We start from the raw sequence: 21,441 nt of genomic DNA, 5'->3' as shown, positions 1-21,441 counted from the left end.
ACGATCGTTCCCTCGCGACGACCGTGTCCCCCGGGGCCCTTCGCCCAAGCTTCCGCACAAAGGCCCGCTTCCATGCGCAAGACCCTCGCACTCATCATCGCCGCGGCGATCGCGCCGTTCGCCGCGCAGGCCGCCGACGGCGTCGACGCCATCAAGCAGCGCGGCACGCTCATCGTCGGCGTGAAGGCGGACTACAAGCCCTTCGGCTTCCGCGATCCGAGCGGCGCGGTCGTCGGCATCGAGCCGGATCTGGCGGCCGACGTCGCCAAGCGCCTCGGCGTGAAGCTGGAGCTGGTGCCGGTGGTTTCGTCGAACCGGATCGAGTTCCTGCAGCAGGGCAAGGTCGACATGCTGATCGCCACCATGTCCGACAAGCCCGAGCGCCGGAAGGTCGTGCAGGCGATCGACCCGCAGTACTACTCGGACTTCGTCAACGTGCTGCTGCCGAAGAAGGCCGGCGTGAAGGACTGGAACGAGCTCAAGGGCAAGCCGCTCTGCGCCACATCCGGCGCCTGGTACAACAAGGACATCGCGCGCACCTACGGCCCCGAGATCGTCGCGTTCGACGGCTCGGAGAAGCCCCTGTTCGCGCTGAAGCAGGGCAACTGCGTCGGCTACGTCTACGACCAGACCTTCATCCAGGGCCGCCTGCTGGACGCCGAGTGGAGCACCGACTTCGAGATGCCGCTGAAGGGCGTGCTTGACGCGCCGTGGATCATGGCGGTGGCGCTCGGCAACGACAGCCTCAAGACCCTGCTCGAGGAGACCACCAAGGACTGGATGAAGACCGGCTTCATCGTCGCCGAGGAGAAGAAGTACGGCATCGAGCCGACCGAATACTCCAAAGCGATGCACGAGAAGATGAAGAGCGCGACCAACTGATCGGCCGCGCGGCCGGCGTCTCGCAAGAGCCCGGCCGCGCTCCGTTCCTGACGTAACGAACGCGGCGCGCGACGGCGGGCCCGCAACCGGATCGCGCAATGGACGTCATACCGGCCTGGTTCCAGAACCTCTACGAGACGACGGGCCTCAACTTCACGGTTTTCTACGACGCCTACGACTGGAACCGCTACGTCAACGGGCTGAAGACGACGCTGGTGCTGGCGGTCGTGACCATCCTACTCAGCCTCGTCATCGGCGCAGTTGGCGCTCTCCTGCAGAGCGCTCCGTCGCGCATCGTCCGCGGGGCCGTCAACGCCTTCGTGGTGGTCTTCCGCAACACGCCGCCGCTGGTCCAGATCTTCTTCTTCTACTTCGGCGTGGGCGCGGTGCTGCCGGCCGGCCAGGACCAATTCGGCCTGCGCCAGCCGATCATCGACAACCTGCAATGGGCCGTCATCGCGTTGTCCCTGTTCGCGGGCGCCTTCAACGTCGAGATCTTCCGGTCCGGCATCGAAGCTGTGCCGAAGACGACGGTGGAGGCCGCGGAAGCCCTCGGCTACACGCGGATCCGCGCCTACCTCTTCATCATCCTGCCGCTCGCGCTGCGGGTGTGCCTGCCGGCGCTCAACAACAACCTCGTCAATCTGCTCAAGACCACCACCCTCGCCTACGCGATCGCGGTGCCCGAAACGCTCTACGCGGTGAAGCAGATCTGGTCGGAATCGCAGAACGTGATGGAGATGATGCTGGTGCTGTTCGCCACCTACGGCGTGCTGGTCGGCGTGCTCGTCTGGATCATGCACCGCTGGGAGAAGGCGCTGCGCATCCCGGGTTACGGCCGATGAGCGCCGAGCCGAAGACGGGCGCGCCCTTGGCCGTGCTGCTGCCGTTCAAGATCGAGACCACGCGCCTGTCGGCGCCGCGGCTCGCGCCGGTCCACGCCGCGCTGTTCGGCGCGGGGCTCGCCCTTCTGGCGGGGACGGCCTGGGCGCAGTCGGGGGCCGCCCAGCTCTCGCCGCTCGAGGTCATCGTGAAGTGGGCGCCGCTGCTGCTCAGCGGCTTCGTGTTCAACATCCTGATCTCGATGGTCGCCATGGCGCTCGGCACGGCGGCGGGGCTGGGACTCGGCCTCGCCATGCTGGCGCAGAACCCGCTGCTCTCCCGCGTCGCCTGGGCGCTGACGCAATTCTTCCGGAACGCGCCATGGCTGGTGCTGTTGTTCTTCGTGATGTTCCTGGTGCCGTTCCAGGTCACGATCTTCGGCGTGCGCATTCCCCTGCCCGACTGGGCCAAGGCGACGGTGGGCTTCTCGCTTCCCGTCATGGCGAACGTCGCGGAGATCGTCCGCGGCGCGGTGCGCTCCGTGCCTTCGACGCAGTGGGAGGCGGCCGACTCTCTCGCCTTCACGCCGCGTCAGATCATGTGGCGGATCATCCTGCCGCAATGCGTGAAGCGCATGCTGCCGCCGTGGATGAACCTCTACGCGCTGGTCGCGATGGCGACGGTGCAGGCCTCGATCGTCGGCGTGTCCGAGATGCTGACGCTGACCGCGCAGGTGCACACCGCGGAGGGCGGCCGGCCCGAGCTGTTCGCCCCGCTCTACGGCTTCGCCCTGCTCTGCTTCTTCCTCTACTGCTACCCGATCGACCGGTTCACCGCCCGGCTCGAGCGTCGGTTCCAGATCCGCTGAAAGCCTCAGTCCCCATGGCCGCTCCGACCACTTCCCCCGCCGCCTGGACGCCCGATCAGCCGATCGTCCAGCTGATCGACGTCCACAAGTCCTTCGGCTCCTTCGAGGTGCTGAAGGGCGTCAGCTTCGACGTGAAGAAGGGCGAGGTGATCTGCATCATCGGCCCGTCCGGCTCCGGCAAGTCGACGCTCATCCGCTGCATCAACGCGCTGGTGCCGGTGAGCTCCGGCACGATCCGGGTGGAAAACATCGAGGTCGCTGATCCGAAGCTCGACAAGCTGGCGCTGCGCCGCAAGGTCGGCATGGTGTTCCAGCAGTACAACCTGTTCCCCCACAAGACGGCGCTGCAGAACGTCATGATGGCGCCCGTCCACGTGCTGGGTCAGGACAAGCGCGAGGTCGAGCAGCGCGCCCGCGCCCTGCTGCAGAAGGTCCGGCTCGCAGGCAAGGAGAACAGCTACCCCGGCGAGCTGTCGGGGGGCCAGCAGCAGCGCGTCGCGATCGCCCGTTCGCTCGCCATGCGGCCCGACGTGATGCTGTTCGACGAGGTGACGGCGGCGCTGGACCCCGAGACCGTGAAGGAGGTGCTCGTCACCATCCGGGAACTCGCCGAGGAGGGCATGACCTGCCTGCTCGTGACGCACGAGATGAACTTCGCCCGCGACGTCGCCGACCACATCTACTTCACCGACCGCGGCGTCATCGTCGAGCACGGACCGCCCGCGACCTTCTTCACCGCCGCGAGCGACCCCCGCACCCGGGAGTTCCTCTCCCAGGTGCTGTGATGGCGGCCGCCCGGCCGACCATCGCCGAGCAGGCCGCCGACTTCCTGCTCGGCCTGCGGTTCGAGACCCTCGACGCGACGGTCGTCGCCGCGGCGCGCGAGGCGATCGTCGACTATGTCGGCGTCGCCCTCGCCGGCGCGCAGGAGCCCGTCGCCCGCAACGTCCGCGCCTGGGCCGCCGTCCGCTCCCACGCCGCCGACGCGGCGGTGCTGGGCGCCGGCGGACTGAAGCTCGACGCCGAGAACGCGGCGATGTGCAACGCCGTCGCCGGCCATGCGCTCGACTTCGACGACACCAGCTGGACCACCATCGGCCATCCGACGACCGTCGTCGCGCCGGCTGCGTTCGCTGTCGCCGAGAGCGTCGGGGCGTCGGGCGCGGACGCGCTCGTCGCGTATATCGCGGGCGTCGAGGTCGCCCACCGCATCGCGGAGCTGGCGATGCCGGAGGCGTCGGAGAACGGCTGGCACACGACCGGCGCGTTCTACGCCCTCGGGGCCGCCGCCGCCGCCTGCGTGCTGCTCCGGCTCGACCGCGCGACGACCGTCAGCGCGCTTGGTCTCGCCGCCTCGCGCTCCGGCGGCGTCCGGTCCAATTTCGGGACGCAGGCGAAGCCGTGGCACGCGGGCGTCGCAGCGCGGAACGGACTGGAAGCCGCATCTCTGGCGCAGGCCGGCGTCACCGCTTCTCCCGTCTCGATCGAGGGGCCGGACGGCTTCGTTCGGTGCCTCGGGGGAGCTGAGGCCTTCGAACGGCTTGATGGCCGTCCCCTGCGGTTCGGCGCGCCCTTCGATCTCGTGGGGCGTGGGCTGGCCTTCAAGCGCTATCCCTGCTGCAGCGGATCGCATCCGGCCTGCGACCTGATCTTGGACCTCGCAACCGCGCACGGCTTCCGGGCGGCCGACGTGATGGCCATCGACGTGGGCGCAAGCCTGCTGGCCGAACGCGAACTGGTCGCCCACGCGCCGACTACGCCGCAGCAGGCGCGTTTCTCCATGGAGTTCGCCTTGGCGGCGACCCTTGTCGCCGGTCCGCTGACGCTCGATTCGTTCGCCGAGGAGACCCTGCGCGATCCTGAGGTCCAGCGCCTGATGAGAACCGTGCGGATGACGCTCGATCCCGAGCTTGCCGCGCTGGGTTTCATCGGCACGGCGCCGGTCACCATGACCGTTCGATTGGCCGACGGCCGGACGGCGGCGGGGCAGCGCGACCTCGCGGTCGGCAATCCGGAGCGCCCCATGAGCGCGGAGGACCACGCCGCGAAGTTCATGTCCTGCGCCGCCAGGGCGCTAAGCGCGACCGAGGCGGCGGCGCTGCTCAGAAGGCTGCGCGCGATCGACCGTGAGCCTCGCCTCGCCGAGCTCTGGCCGACGGCCCCGTTGGCGGCCTAAGTTAAATAGTGCACTGCACCAGACTGCCGCGAACGCCTTGCTGCATCGCAGTATTCAGTCTGCTGGTCTTTACCTGTTCCTCGCGCTAGTCTTCCCATCGATACGTCTTGAACGACAACGACAGGAGGAACGCGATGCAGTGGCTCCAACTGACGGCGGCCGGGTCGCACGACGTCTTCGTGAACATGTCGCTCGCCGTGCACATGCGGCGTTTCGGCGAGAAGACCGTCATCGACATGCTGACGAGCGCGCTCGATCGGACGCACGCGATCACCGTGGTGGAGACGCCCGCGGAGATCCTCCAGAAGATGTGCGACTGCGGCTGGGTCTCGCCGCCTGCGAGGGAAGGCGCGACCGTCCCGCCCCCGCACTGACGAGGCTCGGCTCAGCCTCGGCTAAGGCCGCGTTCGGCTAGCGCCTTTTCGTAGGCGGCGAAAAGCTCGTCGCCCTCTCGGCCGAAACGCCGGAGGGCCGGCCAGGTGAAGATGCCGGTGTCGTGCCCGTCGTTGAAGACGAGACGGACAGCGTAGGAGCCCACCTCCTGCACGTCGCGGATCGCGACGTCGCGCTTGCCCGCGACGATTGTCTTCTGCTCCGCCGAGTGGCCTTGGACTTCAGCGCTCGGGCTCTCGACGCGGAGCAGCTCCGCGGAAAGCGCGTCGCTGCGGCCGTCGGCCCAGGTTAGGGTGAGCACGCGCCCGTCACGTGACAGCTTGATCTCGATCGGCCAGTCGGCGTCCGCCATTTCGTCACCTCATTGGGCGCTGACCTTTACGCGCGCCGCTTCAACTCCTAGCTTCTGGACGCTGTTCCGGCCAGCCACCCGTGGCGTCGGGACGAAAGAGGTTATGCATCGCATGTCGCTTGCCGCCGTCGCGCCCGCCCCGCTCATCGATCCGTTTCAGCGGGCCATCAGCTACCTCCGCGTGTCGGTCACGGACCGCTGCGATTTCCGCTGCGTCTACTGCATGTCCGAGCATATGCAGTTTCTGCCGAAGCGGGAGCTTCTGACGCTCGAAGAGCTCGATCGGCTGTGCAGCTCGTTCATCACGCTGGGCGTCAAGAAGCTCAGGCTCACCGGCGGCGAGCCGCTGGTCCGGCGCGATCTGATGACGCTCATCCGGTCGCTTGGCCGTCACCTCGAAAGCGGCGCTCTGGAGGAGCTGACGCTGACGACGAACGGCAGCCAGCTGGAAACTCATGCGCGCGACCTGTTCGCCGCCGGCGTGCGGCGCATCAACGTGTCGATCGATACGCTCGATCCGGACAAGTTCCGCGAGATCACGCGCCGGGGCGACCTTGCGCAGGTGATCCGTGGCGTGGACGCCGCGTTGGCCGCGGGCCTCAAGATCAAGATCAACACAGTCGCGCTGCGCGGCGTGAACGAGGACGAGATACCCTCGATCGCTGAATGGTCCCATGCCCGGGGCATGGACCTCTCGCTGATCGAGACCATGCCGCTCGGCGACATCGACGGCGACCGGACGGACCAGTACCTGCCGCTGAGCCTCGTAAAAGCCCGCCTCGCCCAGCGCTGGACGCTGAACGAGAGCGCCTACCGCACAGGCGGCCCGGCTCGTTACGTTTCGGTGGCGGAAACCGGCGGGCGCATCGGCTTCATCACGCCGATGACCCACAATTTCTGCGAGAGCTGCAACCGGGTGCGCGTGACCTGCACGGGCACTCTGTACATGTGCCTGGGCCAAGACGACGCCGCCGACCTTCGAGCGCCGCTGCGGGCGAGCGAGGACGACGGCAAGCTTGTGGAGGCGATCCGCGAGGCGATCCGGCGCAAGCCAAAGGGGCACGACTTCATCATCGACCGCCGCAACGCCAAGCCGGCCGTGGCCCGGCACATGTCGACCACCGGCGGCTGAGCCTCAGAGATCTGACCTCGCAAGCAGTGTCCGCTCAGGGCGAGCGCCGTTGGAGCAAGTGAAGGCCGCCGTTCAGCGAACGGCGGCGATCCGGCCCGCCTGCGGCGGCGCGGCCTCCTCGTTTTCCAGCGCGTCGAGGAAGCTGCGGCACCACCACGCGACGTCGTACTCGCGGATCCGCTGGAACATGGACGACCAACGGTCCTTCCGCTCCTCGAGCGGCATATCGAGCGCTCGCGCGATCGAACCGGCGGTGCCGTCGACGTCGTAAGGGTTTGTCAGCAGCGCGCCGTCCAATTCGGAGGCTGCGCCCGCGAACCGCGACAGCAGCAGAACGCCGGGATTCTCCGGATCCTGCGCCGCCACGAACTCCTTCGCGACGAGGTTCATGCCGTCGCGCAGCGGCGTGACGAGGCCCACGCGGGCGTAGCGATAGAGTCCCGCGAGGGCGTTACGGCCGACCGTCCGATTGACGTAGCGAAGCGGTGTCCAGTCCAGCTCCGAGAACGTGCCGTTGATCCGGCCGGCCAGGCCCGCAACCTCCCGTTCCATGGCGGCGTACTCCGGCACCTCGCCGCGCGACTTGGGCGTGATCTGGAGGTAGGTGCAGCGGCCGCGCCACTCGGGATCCAGCAGCAGGAAGGTCTCGAACGCCTGGATGCGCTCGGCGATGCCTTTGGAGTAATCGAGCCGGTCGACGCCGATGATCAGCTTGCGGTCGCCGAGGCTTTCCTTCGTCCGACGCACCAGCGCGTTGCGTCCTGAGGCGGCGGCCACATCGGCGAAGGTCTGCGTTTCGATGCCGACGGGATAGGCCTCGACGCGCACCGTGCGCCCATGCACCACGAAGCGCCCGTCCGGAAGTCGGCGCCCGATCTTTTCGCGGCGGACGTAGGTCTCGAAGTTCTCAACGTCGATCGGCGTCTGGAAGCCGACGACGTCGTAGGCGGCGAGCGACCGCACGACGTCGGCGTGGTTCGGCAGCACCGTGAGAATGTCAGGCGGCGGAAACGGGATGTGCAGGAAGAAGCCCATCCGGTTCTTGCAGCCGGCGCTCCTGAGCTCGGCCGCCAGCGGGATCAGGTGATAGTCGTGCACCCAGATCGCGTCCTCGGGGGTGATCTGCGGGGCAAGCAGACGGGAGAACAGTCGGTTGACCCGGTGATAGCCGGCGAGATTGACCCGGGTGAACTCGGTGAGGTCCATCCGGTAGTGGAACAGCGGCCACAGCATCCGGTTGGAGAAGCCGGCATAGTAGTCGTCGAGGTCGCGTTCGGAGAGGTCCACGACGGCGTAGGTCACGCCCTCGCTCTCGGTGAGTTGGGCGGCGCGCGGCTCGCCGGCGTCGGGCGGTAACGTCCGGCCGCTCCAGCCGAACCAAAGCCCGCCCCGCGCCTTCATGGCGCCCGAGAGCGCCACGGCCAGACCGCCGGCCGGCGGGGTGCCGGGAGTCGGCACGGGCACGCGGTTCGAGACGACGACGAGACGGCTCATGGGCGCTCCCCCTTGGTTTGGCCGAGGGCGATGCAGGCTAGCTCACCGCCGCAGGCCGCGGCTATGACCGTAGGCCAAGTCATCGCGCGCATGTGAAAACGGCGGCGCTGGGCCGCAAGTTCCGCAGCCGTGGGGCTGGCGGCCCTCAAAAGGCCTCTTCCCACGGGCGCGAAAGCCGCATCGCCGCCTTGACGACGCCGACCATCGAGTAGGTCTGCGGGAAGTTGCCCCACAGCTCGCCGGTGCCGATGTGAAGTCCCTCGGATAGCAGCCCGAGGTGATTGCAGTGGTCGAGCACCTCCTGAAAGGCCGCCCTCGCCTCATCCATCCGTCCGACGGCCGCGAGCGCGTTGATCAGCCAGAACGTGCAGGCCGTGAAGGCGGTCTCCGGCTCGCCGAAATCGTCGGGCGCCTTGTAGCGGTAGATGTGGTTGCCGTAGCGGAGCTGGCGCTCCACCTCGGCCAACGTGCCCAGGAACCGCGGGTCCTGCGGCGCGACAAGCCCAATCTCCGGCAGCAGCAGCAGGCTGGCGTCCACGGTGTCGCCGCCGAAGACGCTGGTGAAGCTCTTCATCTCGACGTTCCAGGCGCGCTGAAGGATGTCGGCCTTCAGCTCCGCCGCCCGTCCGCCCCACTCTCCGGCCTTTTCAGAGAGGCCGAGGCGGTCGGCGATGCGCGAGAGGCGGTCGCAGGCGGCCCAGCACATGGCGGAGGAGTGCGTGTGTACGCCCTCGCGGGTGCGGTACTCCCAGATCCCCGCGTCCGGCTGGTCCCAGCGCTCCACGGCCTGCCGGCCGAGCTTCTCCAGCCGCTCGAACAGCGCCTCGTCGCCGGGGGTCGGCAGTCGCGCGTCGAAGAAGCACTGCGCCACCGCAAGGATCACCGAGCCGTAGCCGTCGTTCTGCACCTGCGTGTAGGCGGCGTTGCCCTTTCTGACGGGCCCGAAGCCCTGGTAGCCCGGCAGCGCCTCGGCCTGGGATTCGTCTAGCCTCGTCTCGAAGCCGAGACCGAAGAGCGGTTGCAGATAGCCGTTGGGCGAGCCCGCCACGAGGTTGGTCACATAGGAGAGATAGCCCTCCATCGTGTTGGTGGCGCCCAGCCGGTTCAGCGCTTCGACGGTGAAGTAGCTGTCGCGCAGCCAGCAGAAGCGGTAGTCCCAGGTGCGGCCGGTGTCGCCGTATTCGGGGATCGAAGTCGTCAGCGCGGCGACGATGCCGCCGGTCTCCTCGTGGCTGCAGAGCTTCAGCGTAATGGCCGCTCGGATAACGATCTCCTGCCACTCGAACGGCAGAGAGAGATAGCGCGTCCAGTCGACCCAGTAGTCGCGCGTACGCTCGTAGAACTCGCGGCTGATGCGGGCCGGAGAGTCGGTCAGCGACTCGTCCGGGCCGAGCAGGAAGGCGAGCGGCCGGTCCAAAACGAAGGGCGTCTCGTCCGCGACGAAGGCCACCGGCGCGTCCGTCGTCAGCCTTAGCACGCTGTCGCCGAGCAAGAACCGGATGTGGTTCGAGCCGCGCGTCGTGTCCGGCGCCGCGGCGCCCCAGTCCCGGCACGGCCGCATCCGCACGGCGACGCGCGGCGACCCGGAGATCGGCTCCACCCGGCGGACGATCATGTTCGGACGGAACATGCGCCCGGCGCGGCGGAACCGCGGAGCGAAGTCCACCACGCGGATCGCGCCGTCGCGGCCGAACAGGCGCGTCTCCAGGATCGCGGTGTTGCGATGATACTCCTGCTCGACTCGGGTCAGGCCCTCCAGCTGGAAGTCCCAGAAGCCCTTCTCGGCGTCGTCGCCGGCCAGGAGGCCGCAGAAGGTCGGGTCGCCGTCGAAGCGCGGCGCGCACATCCAGACCAGGCGCGCCCGCCGGTCGATAAGCGCGGCGGCCGCGGCGTTTCCGACGACGCCGAGTTCGAGCGACGCGCGACCGTTCGGAACCGTCATGCCGCCGCCGCAAGAGCGACGAGCCACGCGCGCATGGCGTCAGGATCGGCCAGACCGTGTCGCGCGACGCTTGGACGGCTCACCGCGCCAATCAACACGGAGACGCCGCCCAGATCGTTCGCCGCCGCAAAGGCGAACTCGTCGGTGAGGTCGTCGCCGAACATCCAGGGGATGCGCCCGGCGAACGGCTTCTCCGCCATCATGCGCTTGAGCGCGGTGCCCTTGTCGCAGCCACGGGGACGAACCTCGACGACCATCTTGCCGGGCTGGAGCTCGTGGGCGGGCGCAAGCTGCGCGACGAGTTCGCCGATGCGCTCCTTCACCTCGCCCTCGCGGTGCGGCGCTTGGCGGAAATGGACAGCGACGCTCGCGCCCTTGTCCTCGAGCGCCAGGCCGGGACGCGCGTCGACGAAGGCGCCGAGCGCCGCCGTGAGCCTGTCCGGGGGCGCGCCGACGCCGGCCTCGGACACCCGCCCGCCGCCGCAGCGGCGAAGCTCCGCGCCGTGGAGGGCGGCGGCGGGCAGCCGAAGCGGCGACAGGATACGGTCGACGTCCTCCAGCCCGCGGCCGGTCACGATCGCGAGGGCGCCCTCGAGCCGCTGGGCCAGCACGCCGATCGCGGCCAGCGCCTCAGGGGTGATCGAGACGCCGCCCGGCGTCGCGGCGAGGTCGAGCACGGTGCCGTCGAGATCAAGGAACAAGGCGATCCCGTCGGGAAAGCCCGCGGGCGCCGACGGCGGCGAACCGGGACGGCGCGAAACGTCGTTCTCGCGCGCGGCCGTCGCCGCAGTTTCGAGACCCATCGTCGACGCTCCGATCACGGGATTTCACAAAGGCGACCGATAGCTAGAAGCCGTGGAGGCGAAGGGCAACCCCTGTGCGACGGCGCGGCGGCGAATGGCGACCGGCGCTGCGAGCCGATAGCAGCCCTCGGGGACTTCGAAACGGCGCCCTGTCGGCGAGCGTCCGGCCGGCGATCACCCCACGCGGCCCGCCAGATGATTGTCCCAGCGCAGAGCGCTCGCGCGACGGCCCACGATCGCCGCGCCGTCCTCGCGCACCGCGATCAGCGCCACCTCGCCCAGACCCGAGGTCGCTATGAAGCGGCCAACGCCCGCGGAGGCCAGCCCGCAGACATCGGGGATCGAAACGGCGCCGACCGCGGCGTTGGTCAGCAGATCGAAAGCGACAACCGCCCCGCCCTTCGGACCGGACGCGGCGACGAAGCGCCCCGACCCGTCAATCGCGAGCGAGCAGACCGACCCGCCGAGCCGCGTCAGCAAGTCGGGATCGGCGTCGAACCAGCGCAGCCGCCCGCTCTCGAGCCGCGCCACCAGCGGCCGGTCCCGCGCGCCGGCTTCGGTGTCCTGCGCCGCGACCAGAAGGCCGCCGTCGGCCGTCCCGACAACATGGCGCAGCGACAGGCTGGCGAGGTCGGCGTCGGTCTCGGCGATCGACTCGACCGCCCCGGTGGCAGGGTCCAGCAGCGCCACGTTGGAGCGCGCGGTCGTGAGGCCGAGGCTCTTGATGCCCGGATCGGTCTTCGGCTCCTTGGCTCCATTCGCGACGACGACGCGGCCGCCGAGAGAAGCGACGTCGTGGGGGCCGATCCCGCCCGAGCGCCACTCCGCGCGCGGCGCGTAGCCGCCCGCGGGCTCGCGCAGTACGATCCAGCCCTCCCCGGTCCCGGCGTCGATCTCGGTCGTGAGAAAGGTTCGGCCGTCTGCCGCGTAGGCGCCATGACCAGCGAAGCGGCGGCCGGGGCTGGCGCGGAACGTTGATCGTGTCGTCCGGCCGGCGCCGTCCAGCACCAGCGCGAGGTCGCCGGGCCTGCGGCCGACCGCCACCGCCTCCCCGCCGTCCGGCCGCAGGCTCAGCGCGTGCAGCCGCACCGGGACGGCGACGCCATCGCTTGCTTCGAGCGCGCCGTCGAGCCCGCCGACGCGGTAACCGCCGTCGCCGGCGCGGGCGGCGGAGAGAAACGCCGCCGCATCCGGGGAGGCATGGGCGCGGCTGTGACTGAGCCCGGCAAGCGTCAGGGCTCCGAGGCCGCCCAGCGCGGCGCGGCGGGTGAACGGCATCGGTTCAGTCCCCGTCCAGCGCGTTGAAGCCGAGCGGCACGCCGATGGCGGGGGCCACGTCCTTGACGACGTTGGCCTGCGCGACCTTGAGCGCCGCGACCGCCTGCTCCACGACCTTGCGACGCTTCGGGTCCGCCGCGGCCTCGCCGACGTCGTCGGGCAGCTTCGCCACCGCGGCCTGCGCCGCGGCGAAGGCCCTGCCGTCGCCCGCCGCGATCTCCGCGGGCGCGGCCTTGGCGAAGATCGCGGCCATGGCAGCGAGGCTCGCGACCGAGGCCTTCAGCGCGCGCGCTGAGCGGTTCGAGCGCCAGCCTTCGGCGGCCTTCGGCCGCGCCGCGTCGAGGTTTGCGCCCAGCACAGGCAGCAACTTCATGTCCACGTCGCGCTGTATGCCGCCGGCGAGATCGGTGAGCAGACGCGCTGCCGCCTGGCCGGGATCAGCGAAGTGCACCGGGTCGCCCTGCCCAGCCTTCAGCTTCGCCAAGGGCCCGGCGTCGCTGCGCCACTCATCGCGAATCTGGCCGGTCAGCGTCGCCAGGTTGCCGGCGATGGCGACGCCCACCCGGCAGCGGGCGGCGGGCTCCCCATCCGGCGCCTCGTAGAGCAGGCGCTCCAACGCGGGAAAGCCCTGGCCCGCCACGCTGGAAGCCCGGAACGTGTCGTCCGGCACCTCGCCGGCCTTCGCCTTGGCTTCGAGCTCGGCGAGCGCCTTCGCCACCGCGTTGCGCTTGTCGGGGAAGAAGAAGATGCGGTCCGGCCGGAGCGAGAGGCTGACCGGTCCCGTGGTGACGTGCTCGACCGCCGCCCAGGCGTCAGCCCCCGCCTGGTAGCGCTGTTTCAGCTCCGCGAGATCGCCGGCGTAGTCGCCGTCCGCGCAGGCCGCGCGCCAAGCCTCCTTCTGGACGGCGGCTGCCTCGGCCAAGGCGTCGTTGCGCGGCAGGAGCCACTGCTCGATCACCGAGATCGCGAGGGGCCCCGGCTCGGGCGTCGCGGCCAATGCGGCCCCGGCCGGCGCGAAGGCCGCGAGGAAGGCGACCGCAAAAGGTCTTCGTTTGGTGCGCCGGAGCCTTGATGTCATCTCTAAAGTCCCGAGACGTAGTCGACGAGCGTCTTGCGCTCCGCCCGAGTCAGGCCGTCGAAGCGGGATCTTGCGGCGGCGGCCTCGCCGTCGTGCCAGCGCACGGCGTCCGCCACCGTGGCCGCGCGTCCGTCGTGGAGCAAGCCCGACCCTTGCGCGAGAGTCCGCGACAGCCCCCAAAGCGGAGCGGTGCGCCACTCGGCGCTCGCCGCCGCCTGTTCGCCGACGCCGTCGTCGAGCCCGGGCCCCATGTCATGCAGCAACAGATCGGTGAAGGCCGCGACCTTCCCGCCCTCCGCGAGCGGCAGCGATGGCGCGTGGCAGGCGGCGCAGCCGCTGGAGGCGAAGAGCTTGACGCCGCGCGGCGACGGCGCGGGCGGCGACGGAGCGGGGCGGCGTTCGAGAAAGACGACGAGGCTCTCGAACAGATCGGGCGCGACCTCCGGCTCGCCGGGCGGCGCCCCTTGTGGCGCGTCGCGGCACGCGGTCTGGGACGGCGTGCAGTCGCCCGCGCTCTCAGGCCGACGCTCGGTGGAGAGGCCGAGGTCCAGCGCGAACGCCGACGCCGCCTGGGCGGCGAGCGTCGGCTCGGAGGCTTTCCAGCCGAAACGGCCAAGCGCCCTGCCCTCCGGGCCCTTAATCCAGTGCGGCCGGCCGGAGACGCCATCGCGCGTCTCAGCCTCCGCAAGAGCGAGAACCGCGGCCTCCGGCACGCGTTCGAGCAAGCTGAGGCCGGCGAGCGACGGCGCGACGCGCGCCGACATGGCGGTATCCGACGCGAGCGGGCCATAGCCCGGCGCCTCGAGCCGCCAGGACGGCTTGCCGGACGCGGCGAAAGCGACGGCCGCCCGACCCTCGCCCGGCGCCTTGCCCAGACCCTCCGGCTGAAGTTCCACGCCGTAGACCGGGTCCGGCGCGCCGCTCGATGACCCAAGGCGCACCACAAGACCGGGATTCTGACCGGGATCGTCGCGCCCGAGCCGGAAGCGCGTCCGGCCGGCCTCCGCCGAATGGCAGCTGGCGCAGGAGCGAGCGGCGAACAGCGGACCGAGCCCGTCGGCGTGGCGCGTGGAGGCCGGCGCCGGGACCCACATCCGCCCAAAGATCGCCTTCCCGATCGCGACGTCCAGCCCGTCGCCCGCGGCGAAGGCCGCTCCGCCGAACGTCAAACCTGCGACCGCGAGCCCGCAGGCGATCCTTCGCCCCATCACACGACCTTCAGGTAGCCCATCATGCCGGTCTCCTGATGCTCGATCAGGTGGCAGTGGATCATCCAGTCGCCTGGCCGGTCGGCGACGAACGCGATGGTGATGCGCTCGTTCGGCGTCAGCAGCACCGTGTCGGCGAAATGCACGGGCAGCTCGCGCTTGGTGGAGCCCAGCACCTTGAAGGTGAAGCCGTGCAGGTGGATCGGGTGCACGTGCGGCGTCTCGTTGGAAAGCTCCGCCACGTAGGTGCGTCCCTCCCGGAGCACGGCGAGCGGCTTCGGAACCCGCGAGTGGTCGCCGACAGGCCAAGCTTCGCGGTTGATGCTCCAGTTCACGGTGGAGGCCGCGCACAGGCTGTCCAGCAGCGCGGCGGCCAGTGGGTCGCCGTCGTCCGCCGAGACCGCGAGCGCGGACTTCTGCTTGGACGCTGTGGCGAAGGCGAAGGTGAGCCGCTCCGCGCCCCTTATCCGGGGCTCAGGGATGGCGGAGCGCGTGAGCGGCGTGGGATCGAAGGCCTTGCCCCGGGCCGGAGCCCACGCGCCCGCCAACGTCGCGAGCACCACGGGCTCAGCGGCGAAATAGTCCATCAGCCGGACCTCGCCGCCGGCGGCCGGCGCGCGCACCACGAGGTCCAGCCGCATGGCGGGCCCAAGGCGCCAGTCCTTCAGCGGGAACGGCGCGATCGGGTTGCCGTCGATCGCGATCACCGCCGCCTCCCCGCCGTCGACGCCGATGTCGCCGACGCGGGTCGAGTCGAGGTTAAGCAGCCTAAGCCGCACGTCGCCGCCGGCGCGAACCGTGAGGCGCGGCGCCGTCTCGCCGTTGACGGTCCTCACCGTGCCGAAGGTGCCGGCGCGGAGCGCGCCGCGCTGGGTCATGAACGGCAGGTAGCCGCCGGAGGCCGGGTCGAGCCGCCAGTCCTTCAACAAGAGCGCGAGGTCGGCGTCGTAGGGCGCGGTCTCGTCGCCCTCGACGATCAGCACGCCCGCCAGTCCGCGGCCGAGCTGGGCCACGGTGTCGCAATGGGGATGGAACCAGAATGTGCCGGTGTCCGGCGGCGTGAAGCGGTAGCTGTGCCGCTCGCCGGGCCGCACCGGCGGCTGCGTGACATAGGGCACGCCGTCCTGGTCGTTGGGGATGCGGAGACCGTGCCAGTGGATCGCGGTGTGCTCCGCCAGCCGGTTCTCAAGCTCCACCGCGAGCGTCTCGCCCTGAGCGATCCGGACGACCTCGAACAGCTTCTCGCCATAGGTCCAGACTGCGCTGTCAGGGCCGTCGGCGCCAAGCAGCTTCGCCCGACGCTCTGCCGCGACGAGCGACAGCCTCCGCTCGCCTTGAGCGGCCGCGCGCAGACGGGGCGGAAGCCCGGCCGTCCTCGCTTGCCCGCGCCCGCAGAGCGCGGCGACGCCTGCGACGGCGAGACCGCCGCCGAGAAGGCTCCGTCGGGAGAATCGCCGCTGAGGCATCGGACATCCGTGTAAGCCGTCATTCTGGACGGCGAACATGGGCCCTCCGGTCAACGCGGAGGACGGCGGGGGAGCGCGAGCGCCGCTCTCAGCCCTTACTGCGACACCTTCTCGGGCGCGTCGAGACTATCGGATCCTTCGACCGTGATCTTCACGCCGAGCTTGGCGACCACCGCCTCTACGCCGCGCGTCTGCTGCACCAGTCCGTCGATCACGTCCTGCACGACCTTGTTCCCCTCGGCGTTGCCCTCGCCGATCATCTGGTCGTAGGCCTCCTTGCCGCCGTCGGCCCGATCCTTCAGCGCCTGCGCCTTGGCGAGAGTCGCGGCGAAGTCCGCTTCGAGCGTCTTGGCCTCCGCCGGCGCCTTCGCCTCTGCGTAGGCCTTCAGCGAGGGCCCCTCAACCTTGGTCCCATCCAGCCTTACGTAGGTTCCGGCCCAGATCTCGGTCATCCCCTTGATGTCGTAATAGTGCGAGTTGTGGGTGTTGTCGGAGAAGCAGTCGTGCTCCTCCTCCGGATCGTGGAGGATGAGGCCGAGCTTCATGCGCTCGCCCGCGAGCTCGCCGTAGGACAGGCTGCCGAGGCCGGTGAACATGGTGGCGATCGCGGCGCCGGGCTTCTTTTTGGCGAGCGCGACGCGCGCCTTGCCCTTGGGCCCCCACAGCGCCGCCATGTCTTTGAGGTCGGCCACCAGCAGGTCGGTGACGACGCTCAGGTACTGGGCGCGGCGGTCGCAGTTCTTGTTGGTGCAGCCCTCGCCCTGGACGTAGTCGGTCGCCTTGCGATCGCCGGCGCCGGGGCCCGTGCCGTTGAGGTCCTGGCCCCACAGCAGGAACTCGATGGCGTGGTAGCCGATGGCGACGTTCGACTCGACCTCGCCCGCCTCCTGCAGCGAGTTCAGCAGCTTCGCAGTGATTTTCGTGGCGTCCACCGTCTTGCGGCCGAGCTTCAGCTTCGGGTTCGCGATGACGTTGAGCGCGTAATAGGGATTCTCGTCCGAGGTCTCGCCATAGGCCGGCGCCACGTAGTCGATCAGCCCCTCGTCCAGCGGCCAGGCGTTGACCCGACCTTCGAGGTCATCGACGGACGGGTTGCCGAAGCGGTAGCCCTCGGTCTGCTGGTAGGGAACACGCGCCGCGATCCACGCCTTTCGCGCGTCCGCCAAGGTCGCGTCCGTCGGGTCCTTCAGGAAGGCGTCGATCTTGGCCTTGAGCTCGGAGGCGGCGATGACGGCGTCACCGTACATGGCTGCGGCGACGTCGGAATAGGTCTTCACCACGTCCTTCGCCGCGGGCGCCTGCGCCTGCGCCCCGCCGGCCGCCAAAGCCCCGAGCGCCACGCCCGCCAGCGCCCCGATCCAGGTCTTGGTCATCGTCCGTCTCCTCGGCCGCCCGGCCGTCGCGCCATACGGTCCGGAAGCTCTCCGGGCCGCCCCGCGAAACCGAAACGCTGAGCTCACGAGAAAGTCAAATCCCCCCTAACAGTTTTTGAATAAACGACTTTTTTCGCCCGCGAGTTGACTTGGAATAAATCCAGTTTGGGTGGGTGCGCCTCAGCCGCCCGAGGTTAGGCAGGCTGTCGAAGCGGGCCGCGGCTGCGCTCCACCGCCGCGAGGATGACGGCGAGCAGTTCCGCGCGCGCCGGATCCGCATCGATCTCTCCGGCGGCTGCAGCTCGGGACAGGGCGTCCGCAGCGCCGAGCGCGCCGACAAGAGCCGGCGTTGAGACGCCGCCGGGGGCGAAGGGATCGAGCGCGGCACGACATTTCTCGAGAAATGCGGCCTCGCACCTGCGCTTGACGCTTTCGAGTTCCGGCGAGCCTTCGAGCGCGGCTGCGACCCCGGCCAGTTCCCGACCCTGGTCCAGGGCGCAGCCGACGTAGGCCTCGGCGATGACGCGCGCGCGGTCGACGAGCGTCGGCTCGCTCGCGGCGAGCGCGGCGTCCATAGCAGCCGTCTGCCGCAGGTCGAAGTCCTCGAACAAGGCGGCGAGCAGTCCGCTCCGCGTACCGAAGTGATCGTAGACAACCGGTTTCGCCACCCCGGCCTGCTCCGCGAGCCGTCCGAGCGTCAGGGCGTCGGCCCCCTCCTCGCGGGCGAGCCCCCAGGCGACCTCGATGAGCTGGAGCCGACGGCTCTCTCGCGACAGGCGACGGCGGGGCTTCGCCGGGGCAAGGCTTGACATGTCTATATACCAAACGTAACTTACTAAAAGTATATAGCCAAACTGGCTGCCGTCAAAGCCGCAACCCGAGGATTCGTCGCATGCGGTCGCTCATCGTTTTCGCCCACGCGGATCCCGCGTCCCTCACCCACGCCGTCGCCCAGCGCATCGCCGAGGGCGTCGTCTCCGCCGACGCGGCGAACGTCGTCGAGATGGCCGATCTGGCGGCTGAAGGATTCGATCCGCGCTTCGCCGCGGCGGATCTCGCCCTGTTTCGCCGTCAGGCCGGGCCGCCGCCCGACGTGCTCGCCGAGCAGGCGCGGATCGACCGCGCGGACGCTCTCCTGCTCGTCTACCCCGTCTATTGGTGGTCCATGCCTGGACAGCTCAAGGGCTGGATCGACCGCGTCTTCACCAACGGCTGGGCTTACGATGAGAGGCCGGATGGCGGGATCATCAAGCATCTCGGCCGGCTTCGGGTCCATCTGGTCGGCATCGGCGGGGCGGACGCCCGAACCTATGAACGGCGTGGCTACGCCAACGCCATGCGCACGCAAATCGACCATGGAATCTTCGACTTCTGCGGCGCGCCGGTCCAGACGTCGGAGTTTCTGCTGGCGGGAGACGAATCCTTCCCCGCCGCGGCGCTCGATCGCGCCCGCGCCATTGGCCTCGCTGTGGCCGCAGGCGCAGCGACCAATAAAGCGGCCTGACCGGCGACGATCGTCGCCGCCCGGTAGCGCCCGCTCCGGCGTCAGGCCACCAGCAACTCGTCCGTGGGGCCAAAGAACTCGTAGCGGATCTGGCTGGACGGCACGCCAAGTTCGCGCAGCGCTTGAGCTATCGCCCGAAGGAATGGGCGCGGGCCGCAGAGGTAATAGTCCGCCGCCGAAAGCGGCGTGTGAGCCGCGAGCCAGTCCGCGGTCACCCGGCCGGTCTCGTCGTAAGCCTCGCCCCGGACGTCCGTGGCGCGCGGCGCCTCGTAGAACGTCGTGACCTTGACGGCTCCGCCGGACGACGCGGCGAGCGCCCGGGCCTCGGCCCCCAAGGCGTGGGTCGCGCCGGACAGGGCGGCGTGGACGAAATGGACGGGATGGACCGGGCTCGGGCCCACCGCCGCCAGCATACTGAGCAGCGGCGTCACGCCGACCCCGCCGCTGACGAGCACCAGAGGACGCTCCAGCGTCTCGGGAGCGACGAACTCCCCGGCGGGCACCGCCGTCCTAAGGGTGGTCCCGACCTTGGCCTCGTCGTGAAGCCAGTTGGAAGCGGCGCCCTGCGGCTCTCGCTTGACGCTAATCCGGTAGTGGTCGTCGGCGGGCGCGGAGGAGACGCTGTAGTTGCGCCTAAGGCCGGGGCGGCCCGGCAGATCGAGCGCGAAGGTGAGATGCTGGCCCGGTCGGTGACGCAGCACCGCGCCGCCGTCTGCGGGCTTCAGCACGAATGACGTCACCACATCGCTTTCGCGGCGCTTCTCGACCACGAGGAAGTCGCGCCAGCCAGTCCAGCCGCCCGGCGCCGCGGCGTGCCGTTCGTAGATCGCAGCTTCGCGCGCGATCAGGATGTCGGCGAGGAGCCAGTAAGCCTCGCCCCAAGCCGCAAGGATCCCCGGCGTCGCCGCCTCTCCGAGCACGTCCTTGATCGCGCCGAGCAAGGCCTCGGCCACCGCGGGATAGTGCTCGGGCAGGATGTTCAAACCGGCGTGGCGCTGGGCGATGCGCTCAACCGCGCCGCTGAGCGCGCCGAGGTTGTCGATGTTCTGGGCGTAGGCCAGCACCGCGGCGGCGAGAGCTCGCGGCTGCGCTCCGCCATCCCCCTGATGCGAATGATTGAACAGCGCGCGGATGGCGGGATCGGCGAACATGCGCTGGTACATGCGCTGCGTGATCGCCAAGCCGTGGGCCTCGATCACCGGAATCGTCGCCTTCACGACGCCCAGGGCGCCCTCGCTCAGCTGCCGGGACATGCCGCACCCCAAAAGGTATATCGCTGGGACACCTTCTAATGGCCTAGTCAAAAGGTGTAAAGCGTATCTATCTTTTGAAATGCGCCTGACCCTGCACACCGACTATGCCCTGCGCGCGCTGATCTATCTTGCGCTGCGTCCCGACCGCCGCGCGTCGATCCGCGAGATCGCCGACGCGCACCGCATTTCCGAGAACCATCTGGTCAAGGTCGTGCACAACCTCGGCCGCGGCGGCTTCGTAAAGACGACGCGCGGCAGGGGCGGCGGCCTGCGGCTGGGCCGGCCCGCCGCGGAGATCAACGTCGGGGAGGTGGTGCGCTTCACCGAGGACGACATGGCGCTCGTGGCCTGTTTTCAGGCGGACGGGCCGGGTTGCGCTCTGATCGACGCCTGCCGCCTGCAGCGCCTTCTCGGCGAGGCGCTGCAGAGCTTTCTCGCGGTGTTGGACGGCAAGACGCTGGCCGATCTCGTCGGCGGCGCGGAGCGGCCCGCGATGGCGGCGCGGCTCGGGTTTGCGGAGACCGGCGGCGTGACGCCGCCGGCGGTCCTCACCGCTCGATGACGATGCGCGGCGCCGCGCGGCCTGGGGCGCCGGAGGTGAGGCGGCTCCACACCTGCGCGGCGATCCGGCCATAGGCCTTCGCGTGCTCGGACTTCGGCTCCTGGGCTACGATCGGCGCGCCGGCGTCGGAGGTGGCGCGGATCTCCATCGCGAGGGGGATTTCGCCCAGGAACGGGGTCTTCATGAGCGCCGCCTCCGCGCGGGCGCCGCCATGGCCGAACACCTCTGCGCGGTGGCCGCAGTTCGGGCAGCAGTAGTAGCTCATGTTCTCGACGATCCCGAGGATCGGCACGTCCACGCGCTCGAACATCGCGACGCCGCGCCGCGCGTCGGCGAGCGCGAGGTCCTGCGGCGTGGAGACGATGACGGCGCCAGACAGCTTCACGCGCTGCGCCATCGTGAGCTGCGCGTCGCCGGTGCCGGGCGGCATGTCGACCACCAGCACGTCGAGTTCGCCCCAGGAGACCTCGGTCAGCATCTGGGTCAGCGCCGACATCACCATCGGCCCGCGCCAGATCATCGCCGTTCCGGCTTCGACCAGGAAGCCGATCGACATGATCTTGAGGCCGTGAGCTTCGAGCGGCTTCATCATCTTGCCCTCGACCTCAGGCTTCTCGTGCAGGCCGAACAGGGTGGGCACGGAGGGGCCGTAGACGTCGGCGTCCATCAGCCCGACGCGCAGGCCCTGCGCCCGGAAGGCGAGCGCGATGTTCGCGGCCGTGGTCGACTTGCCGACGCCGCCCTTCCCCGAGGCCACCGCGATGATGTGGCGTACCCCCGGCACGCCGGCGCCGCCGGAGGCCTGTCGCGGCGCGGGCGCGGCGCCCGAGGGGGCGTCGCGGCCGCCGCGCGCGG

General features: G+C 69.8%; 21 protein-coding genes. 9 read left to right on the top strand and 12 right to left on the bottom strand.

Annotated elements, in window-relative coordinates:
• Nucleotides 1–72: 72 nt before the first annotated feature.
• The 6 genes from METY_RS20140 (at nucleotide 73) to METY_RS20115 (ending at nucleotide 5,122) form a co-directional block, all read left to right on the top strand.
• Complete coding sequence (locus tag METY_RS20140; protein WP_103123178.1) at nucleotides 73–882, top strand: transporter substrate-binding domain-containing protein; 810 nt, start codon at nucleotides 73–75, stop codon at nucleotides 880–882.
• 98 nt (nucleotides 883–980) lie between these two features.
• On the top strand, nucleotides 981–1,727 hold the full coding sequence (locus METY_RS20135; protein ID WP_103123177.1) for an amino acid ABC transporter permease: 747 nt from the start codon (nucleotides 981–983) through the stop codon (nucleotides 1,725–1,727).
• Entirely contained in the window at nucleotides 1,724–2,572 is an 849-nt protein-coding gene (locus tag METY_RS20130) for an amino acid ABC transporter permease (RefSeq protein ID WP_103123176.1), read from the top strand. Before METY_RS20135 ends, METY_RS20130 begins: the two co-directional genes overlap by 4 nt.
• Before the next feature lie 14 nt (nucleotides 2,573–2,586).
• Complete coding sequence (locus METY_RS20125) at nucleotides 2,587–3,357, top strand: amino acid ABC transporter ATP-binding protein (RefSeq protein ID WP_103123175.1); 771 nt, start codon at nucleotides 2,587–2,589, stop codon at nucleotides 3,355–3,357.
• Nucleotides 3,357–4,748 (top strand): MmgE/PrpD family protein, encoded by a 1,392-nt coding sequence (locus tag METY_RS20120; protein WP_103123174.1) that lies wholly within the window; start codon nucleotides 3,357–3,359, stop codon nucleotides 4,746–4,748. The genes METY_RS20125 and METY_RS20120 overlap by 1 nt, the downstream gene beginning before the upstream one ends.
• Nucleotides 4,749–4,882: 134 nt before the next feature.
• On the top strand, nucleotides 4,883–5,122 hold the full coding sequence (locus METY_RS20115; RefSeq protein WP_103123173.1) for a hypothetical protein: 240 nt from the start codon (nucleotides 4,883–4,885) through the stop codon (nucleotides 5,120–5,122).
• 11 nt (nucleotides 5,123–5,133) lie between these two features.
• Here the strand turns inward: METY_RS20115 and METY_RS20110 are convergent, their stop codons facing one another.
• Entirely contained in the window at nucleotides 5,134–5,493 is a 360-nt protein-coding gene (locus METY_RS20110) for a gamma-butyrobetaine hydroxylase-like domain-containing protein (RefSeq protein ID WP_103123172.1), read from the bottom strand.
• 112 nt (nucleotides 5,494–5,605) lie between these two features.
• Between METY_RS20110 and moaA the strand changes: the two genes are divergently transcribed.
• Nucleotides 5,606–6,625, top strand: a complete 1,020-nt coding sequence (gene moaA / locus METY_RS20105; protein ID WP_103123188.1) for a GTP 3',8-cyclase MoaA — start codon at nucleotides 5,606–5,608, stop codon at nucleotides 6,623–6,625.
• 72 nt (nucleotides 6,626–6,697) lie between these two features.
• On the opposite strand, the gene otsA is transcribed toward moaA, so the two are convergent.
• The 9 genes from otsA to METY_RS20060 all read right to left on the bottom strand — a co-directional run bounded on the left by otsA (nucleotide 6,698) and on the right by METY_RS20060 (nucleotide 18,079).
• Nucleotides 6,698–8,119 carry an alpha,alpha-trehalose-phosphate synthase (UDP-forming) gene (gene otsA / locus METY_RS20100; protein WP_103123171.1) on the bottom strand — a complete coding sequence of 474 codons (1,422 nt, stop codon included), beginning with the start codon at nucleotides 8,117–8,119 and terminating at the stop codon, nucleotides 6,698–6,700.
• Nucleotides 8,120–8,264: 145 nt separating this feature from the next.
• Nucleotides 8,265–10,061: a glycoside hydrolase family 15 protein gene (locus tag METY_RS20095; protein ID WP_103123170.1), complete on the bottom strand. Its 1,797-nt coding sequence runs from the start codon at nucleotides 10,059–10,061 to the stop codon at nucleotides 8,265–8,267.
• Nucleotides 10,058–10,864 (bottom strand): trehalose-phosphatase, encoded by an 807-nt coding sequence (gene otsB, locus METY_RS20090; RefSeq protein ID WP_103123169.1) that lies wholly within the window; start codon nucleotides 10,862–10,864, stop codon nucleotides 10,058–10,060. The genes METY_RS20095 and otsB overlap by 4 nt, the downstream gene beginning before the upstream one ends.
• Before the next feature lie 174 nt (nucleotides 10,865–11,038).
• A complete protein-coding gene (locus METY_RS20085; RefSeq protein WP_103123168.1) occupies nucleotides 11,039–12,142 on the bottom strand; it encodes a DUF1513 domain-containing protein in 1,104 nt (367 codons plus the stop codon).
• Between the two features lie 4 nt (nucleotides 12,143–12,146).
• Nucleotides 12,147–13,220: an imelysin family protein gene (locus METY_RS20080; protein ID WP_244593762.1), complete on the bottom strand. Its 1,074-nt coding sequence runs from the start codon at nucleotides 13,218–13,220 to the stop codon at nucleotides 12,147–12,149.
• A gap of 2 nt (nucleotides 13,221–13,222) precedes the next feature.
• A complete protein-coding gene (locus tag METY_RS20075) occupies nucleotides 13,223–14,428 on the bottom strand; it encodes a di-heme oxidoredictase family protein (protein ID WP_146035771.1) in 1,206 nt (401 codons plus the stop codon).
• Complete coding sequence (locus tag METY_RS20070; protein ID WP_103123167.1) at nucleotides 14,428–15,894, bottom strand: multicopper oxidase family protein; 1,467 nt, start codon at nucleotides 15,892–15,894, stop codon at nucleotides 14,428–14,430. The genes METY_RS20075 and METY_RS20070 overlap by 1 nt, the downstream gene beginning before the upstream one ends.
• 95 nt (nucleotides 15,895–15,989) lie before the next feature.
• The gene (locus tag METY_RS20065; RefSeq protein ID WP_103123166.1) at nucleotides 15,990–17,267 is read right to left on the bottom strand and encodes an imelysin family protein; all 1,278 of its coding nucleotides are present in this window, start codon (nucleotides 17,265–17,267) and stop codon (nucleotides 15,990–15,992) included.
• Nucleotides 17,268–17,461: 194 nt separating this feature from the next.
• Entirely contained in the window at nucleotides 17,462–18,079 is a 618-nt protein-coding gene (locus tag METY_RS20060) for a TetR/AcrR family transcriptional regulator (protein ID WP_103123165.1), read from the bottom strand.
• 80 nt (nucleotides 18,080–18,159) lie between these two features.
• Between METY_RS20060 and METY_RS20055 the strand changes: the two genes are divergently transcribed.
• The gene (locus METY_RS20055; RefSeq protein WP_103123164.1) at nucleotides 18,160–18,771 is read left to right on the top strand and encodes an NAD(P)H-dependent oxidoreductase; all 612 of its coding nucleotides are present in this window, start codon (nucleotides 18,160–18,162) and stop codon (nucleotides 18,769–18,771) included.
• Nucleotides 18,772–18,812: 41 nt separating this feature from the next.
• On the opposite strand, the gene hmpA is transcribed toward METY_RS20055, so the two are convergent.
• Nucleotides 18,813–20,024, bottom strand: coding sequence for an NO-inducible flavohemoprotein (gene hmpA, locus METY_RS20050; protein WP_103123163.1), 1,212 nt, complete (start codon nucleotides 20,022–20,024; stop codon nucleotides 18,813–18,815).
• 79 nt (nucleotides 20,025–20,103) lie between these two features.
• Between hmpA and METY_RS20045 the strand changes: the two genes are divergently transcribed.
• The gene (locus tag METY_RS20045) at nucleotides 20,104–20,586 is read left to right on the top strand and encodes an RrF2 family transcriptional regulator (protein ID WP_103123162.1); all 483 of its coding nucleotides are present in this window, start codon (nucleotides 20,104–20,106) and stop codon (nucleotides 20,584–20,586) included.
• Here the strand turns inward: METY_RS20045 and METY_RS20040 are convergent.
• The coding region (locus METY_RS20040; RefSeq protein ID WP_244593761.1) for an Mrp/NBP35 family ATP-binding protein at nucleotides 20,573–21,441 on the bottom strand (869 nt) is incomplete at its 5' end. The genes METY_RS20045 and METY_RS20040 overlap by 14 nt on opposite strands.

Origin of the sequence: Methylopila sp. Yamaguchi, from assembly GCF_002897035.1 — a bacterium.
Classification (GTDB): Bacteria; Pseudomonadota; Alphaproteobacteria; order Rhizobiales; family Methylopilaceae; genus Methylopila.
This window is presented reverse-complemented; position numbering and strand designations above follow the sequence as displayed.